At 67.7% G+C, this 1,296-nt stretch carries 1 protein-coding gene; it reads right to left on the reverse strand.

The window, feature by feature from the left end:
* Positions 1-1,074: MFS transporter (locus tag ACY5KJ_RS14800; RefSeq protein WP_462203607.1), on the reverse strand; the 1,074-nt coding region annotated here is incomplete at its 3' end.
* Positions 1,075-1,296: the final 222 nt, after the last annotated feature.

The raw sequence follows: 1,296 nt of genomic DNA on the forward strand, positions 1-1,296 counted from the left end.
ACCTACTTCCCAAACAGACCCTAGCGGCGTCGATCCCTGGAGGATCAGGGTATAGATCGCCATCACCCGGCCTCGGTACTGCGGATCGCTGCCGAGCTGGATGCGGTGGTTCGCCGCCTGAGCGAAGTAGATCGTCGCGAAGCCGGTAGGGATCAGGAGCACGACCGCCATGGCATAGCTGGGCGCCCAGCCGGTCACCGTCTCCAGCAGGCCGAACGCGAGCGCGGATCCGATCACCGTGCCGGCCGACGGGCGGGTGCGGCGAGCGGTCGTCACGAGGGCCGCGAGCAGCGATCCGGCGGCGAGCCCGGTGGTGAGCAGCCCGAAGGCCGCCGCGTCGGCGTGAAATACCGTCCTGGCGAGCAGGGGCACGGTGAGCTGGAAGTTCAGGCCGAACAGCCCGATCGTCGCGACGAGTCCCAGCACGAGCACCAGGTCCTCCCGGCCGAGCACGTACCGCAGTCCGTCGACGACCCGGGTGGAGGTCACCCGGCGCGCGTCGCGGTGCATCTCGGCCGGGCGCATCATCCGCAGACCCACCACCGTCGCGAGGTAGCTCACGGCGTTGAACATCATGACCGGGCCGACGCCGAAGCCGCTGATCAACGGGCCAGCGACGGCTGGGCCGACGACCCGGGCGACGTTGAAGTACGCCGCGCTCAGCGCCGACGCGTTGGGGAGGAGTTCGGCGCCGACCAGTTCGCTCACGAAGGCCATCCGGGTCGGCATCTCGACGGCGTTCACGAGGCCGAGGCCCAGTGCGAACAGGCAGATCTGCCACAGCCGGACCGTGCCGGCTAACACCAGCAGCGACAGCGCCAAGGCGAGCAGGCCGGAGGCCAGGTTCGCGACGGTCAGTAGCCGGCGTTTGTCGTACCGATCCGCGAGCTTTCCGCCGTAGAGGGTCAGCAACAGCATCGGGGTGAACTGCAGGGCGGTCACGAGGCCCAGGGCTGTTCCCGAGTCGCCGCTCAGCGAAAGGACGAGCCAGTCCTGGGCCACGACCATCATCCAGGTTCCCGTCACGGACAACACCTGGCCACCCGCGAAGAGCCGGAAATTGTAGACGGACAAGGAACGGAAGGTGCCCTTGATGATGGTCTTCTCCTCGGGACGACGAAGTCATGAAGCGGGCAGCACGCCCGGCCCCACTGCCCACATCGACAATGATGGGGCGAGCGGCCGAGGCTGTCCCCGTTCTCGTGTTCTCGCCGTTGGGACTGTTCTCACCATCGGTAGCGATTCTCGCCATCGGAAGCGATGGGAAGAGCGGAGCGTTAGCGGCGGCGTCCGGGT

It is taken from the genome of Frankia sp. CcWB3, from assembly GCF_977927595.1.